Raw genomic sequence first — 3290 nt, forward strand, 5'->3', positions numbered from 1 at the left:
GACAAGATGGGCGCCCGGTTCGTCACCGCGAAGCAGGCCGGCGCGGAGATCGAGTTCCTCGGCGCCGTGCTCACCAAGATCAACCACCAGGCCACCGCCCGCAACCGCGCCATCCGCAGCGAGCTCACCGAAGCCCTCGGAGACGCGGCCCAGCCCTTCGAGGCGATGATCCGCTACAGCGACGCCAACAGCATCGACGCCCGCCGGCACGGGATGAGCGCCCACGACGTCGCGGGGGAGGCGGTCTCCCAGCGCAAGTCACGCCTGGCCGGGCTGCGGGAGCGGGCCCGAGGCGAGCACCGCGCCAGCAGCGACAACACGGCCTGGTGGTCCAACAGCAAGAACAGCGGCTCGGGCCTGGCCGGTGACTATGAGGCCCTGACCCGCGAGATCCTCACCCGGATCAGTGAGCGGGAGGCCGCATATGTCTGAGCTGAAACCTCGCCGGGCCCGGGCCAACGCTTTCGACCTGAACCGCACCGACCGCGACGACGTCGACCCCACGTTCCCCACAGCCCCCCTGAGCGACCTTCTGCCGCGCACCGCGGACCAGACACCGGCAAAAGCCCCGTCCCTGCACCGCAGCCCCACCAGGCAGTCCCCGTCAGGTGCTCCCGCCGCGGCGCCGCCGGCTGCCGCGCCGTCGCCGCTCCGAACGGTCCCGGACCTGCCCGGCCCGGCCGAGGATGAAGGCTCAAGTCTCACGCCGGTCGACGAGCCCAGGGGAGTAGGCGGTCGACCACCCCTGACCAAGGCGGGAAGCAGCCGGATCACGACCACCGCGGCCCGGGTTCCGATCGAGCTCTACGACAACGCGGAAGACCTCGTCAAAGGCCGCGGCAAGCCCTCCTGGGGTCAGCTGATCGCCTGGACCTGCACCAGCCGGCAGGAAGACGTCGTCAACGAGGTGCTCACCCTGACCGAGCCGGCCCCCGGGCTCGTCCCCCGCGGGCAGAACAAGCGCGGAACCGCCAGCACCCAGATCACCGCCCGCTTCACCCACGACGAGCACGCCACCTTCACGCGAACCCGCGACCTCGCGCAAACAGGAGTTGAGACCGCCGAACACCCTATTGAAGGACCCGTCACAGCCACCCTCGTGGTCATCGCCGCCCTCCGGGTCGCCACCACCTCGAGCTGAAGGTGCCCCGCCACCATAGAGACGGCGGCGATCCTGCGATGACTGCTGCCATGGTCACCTTCGTGTCGCCGGTGAGGTCCGGGCGGGAACGATCAACTCAGCACGTGCAGAAACTCGTGACTCTTCGGGGGATCCGTCTCCCAAAGGGCTTCAGAGGCCTTGCGGGCCTCGGCGTGCTCCGCGATCCTGTCGAAGGTCGCATGATCGGCAACTTCGAGAAGGAGGGTAACCGTGTCTTGGCCCCCCAGAATTCGGTAGCCGACGACTCCCTCCACTGCAGTCGCCGCCTTCGCAGCAGCTTCTACCTTGTCCAAGGCTTCCTTGGAGAACGTTGTCGCGTGAACGATAGTCATGCTGTGCTCCCGGTACGAGAAAGTACGTAACACCCCTAATGTACCGATAAGAAGTGTGCTCGCCCTAGGGCCCAACGCATCGCGCAACTACACGACAACCTTCTTACCGAACACGCAGGCCGGGCAGGTCGCAGAGTAGCTTGCCAGAGTTGTCGCTTGACGGCCCCCCCGGAACTTAGCCGGCTCCGGCGGGGTTCATAGCAGGTGTTTAAACGAGGGTCCAGGGGCTGGGGCTGCGCGCCATCCTGGCCAGGACAGCTCCAGTTCCGCGGGTGACCGAGCGAACTTGCTCACCGAGCAAGGAATGCCGAGACCGCGCCGAACGTGGCCGGCTACGCGAGGGAGCGGTCATTGCGCCTTCCCACGTGTCTGCTGGGTGGCCTTGGTGAGCAGGTCTGCAAGCCGTGCGGTCTCTCGGCTGGCCTCGGTCCGTACTTGGCCGAGTTCGTCGCGCAGCTGGGCTAGTTGCGCGTCGTAGGCGCCGCGCAGGTCCACCACGCGTTGCTCGGCATGGGCTTGTTCGCGTTGCACGTCCTGGCGGGCGGCGTCGCGTTCGGCGGTGGCCACGGCGAGAGCGCTACGCGCCTCGCCGGTCGCTTCCCGGGCGGCCTGGAGCTGTTCCCGGGCGGCGTCGAGCTGCTGGCGTAGCGTGCTGGCGACGGTCTCGGCCTGGGTTCTGCGGTCCTCTTCGGTGGCCGTGCGGGTTTCAGCGTCCGTGGCGCGCTGCTCGGCCGCGGCCTGGGCGCGGTCTGCGTTCTGAGCCCGGGAGGTCGCGGCATCGCGCTGGTGTTCGGCGGTGGTGGCGCGGTCCTGGACGGTACGAAGGGTGTCGCGGAGCTGTTCGAGTTGCTCGGACGCCTCTTGGTGGGCCTGTGCCGCTTGCTCTTGGGTGGTCCTGAGCTCGTTCTCCAGGTTCGCGCTGTGCTCGACGGCTGCGGCCCGCTCCGCCTCGCTGGCGGCCAGGGCGGCCTCGAGCTCGACGGCGCGGGTGGTGGCCTCGTCGGCGGCGTCATCGGCCTCGGCCTGGTCGAGCTCGGCTTGCCGGGTTCTGGCCTCGGCTCGGGACGCGCGGGCGTTCGCGGCGGCGACCTGTTCGGCCGTCTCGGTCGTGACGGCCTCGATCTGGGCTGCGGCCGCGTCCGGGTCGGTCAGGGTCCGCAGCTGTTCGAGCACCACGGCGAGCTGGTCGGCCAGCAGCTCGGCCATCCCGGTGAGCTGGCCGGTGATCTCTCCCGCTCGGCGGCGGGCGGCGTCAACCGGGCGGGTCTCCACGACGGGCCCGGTGTCCTTGCGTTGACGCTCCCGCGCCCGCCACGCTGCCCCCTTCGTGTGGGTGGGGTCCGTGCAGTACTCGGGCGGGCGCCCCGTCGCGCCAGGCTCCAGCACGGCCGGGGGACGGGAGCACCCGGGGAAACGGCAGGTGCGCTGCTCGGACTCCTGCACGACGGCTTCGATGCTCATGTCAATGACGATATCATGAAACGTAACGCAACGAAACGAAATACGAAACGAAACACGTAACGTAAGTGATCTCGTCTCGGTAGATGCCACGCCAGCCGACGGGGCATGGGGGAGGGGGGCGCCGCCCCAGGTCGAGCAGCGATGCGCGCGACGACTGACCCCGCCCAGCACGATCCGCCGACCGTCACCCGCTTTGACCGGCCGTCGGGATCCGTCACGCACCCGACCGAGAGCCGGCCACGCGGGTCTGCGCAGTGACCGAAGGTGGCAGCCAGTGTCGGTGTCGCCTGCCATGAGCATGGGACCGTCCTGAGCGGTTTTCTGCCAGGTTCATG

3 protein-coding genes and 1 pseudogene are annotated in these 3290 nt (G+C 69.0%); 2 read left to right on the plus strand and 2 right to left on the minus strand.

Features of this window, described 5'->3' with window-relative positions:
* Together L0H79_RS21605 and L0H79_RS21610 are read left to right on the plus strand one after the other, a co-directional pair.
* A pseudogene (locus L0H79_RS21605) lies at positions 1–432 on the plus strand (hypothetical protein); the annotation flags it as partial.
* Positions 425–1141: a hypothetical protein gene (locus L0H79_RS21610; protein WP_301486804.1), complete on the plus strand. Its 717-nt coding sequence runs from the start codon at positions 425–427 to the stop codon at positions 1139–1141. The pseudogene L0H79_RS21605 and the gene L0H79_RS21610, both read left to right, overlap by 8 nt.
* Before the next feature lie 92 nt (positions 1142–1233).
* Here the strand turns inward: L0H79_RS21610 and L0H79_RS21615 are convergent, their stop codons facing one another.
* Together L0H79_RS21615 and L0H79_RS21620 are read right to left on the minus strand one after the other, a co-directional pair.
* On the minus strand, positions 1234–1494 hold the full coding sequence (locus tag L0H79_RS21615) for a hypothetical protein (protein WP_301486805.1): 261 nt from the start codon (positions 1492–1494) through the stop codon (positions 1234–1236).
* A 348-nt stretch (positions 1495–1842) separates the two neighbouring features.
* Positions 1843–2955: a hypothetical protein gene (locus tag L0H79_RS21620; RefSeq protein ID WP_301486806.1), complete on the minus strand. Its 1113-nt coding sequence runs from the start codon at positions 2953–2955 to the stop codon at positions 1843–1845.
* Between the last annotated feature and the right edge of the window lie 335 nt (positions 2956–3290).

It is taken from the genome of Intrasporangium sp. (genome assembly GCF_030452765.1).
GTDB lineage: Bacteria > Actinomycetota > Actinomycetes > Actinomycetales > Dermatophilaceae > Intrasporangium_A.

Bases quoted from the DNA above. Each gene is read 5' to 3' on its own strand.
- L0H79_RS21615 (WP_301486805.1), bottom strand. From the start codon at position 1,494: ATGACTATCGTTCACGCGACAACGTTCTCCAAGGAAGCCTTGGACAAG.
- L0H79_RS21620 (WP_301486806.1), bottom strand. From the start codon at position 2,955: ATGAGCATCGAAGCCGTCGTGCAGGAGTCCGAGCAGCGCACCTGCCGT.
- L0H79_RS21610 (WP_301486804.1), top strand. From the start codon at position 425: ATGTCTGAGCTGAAACCTCGCCGGGCCCGGGCCAACGCTTTCGACCTG.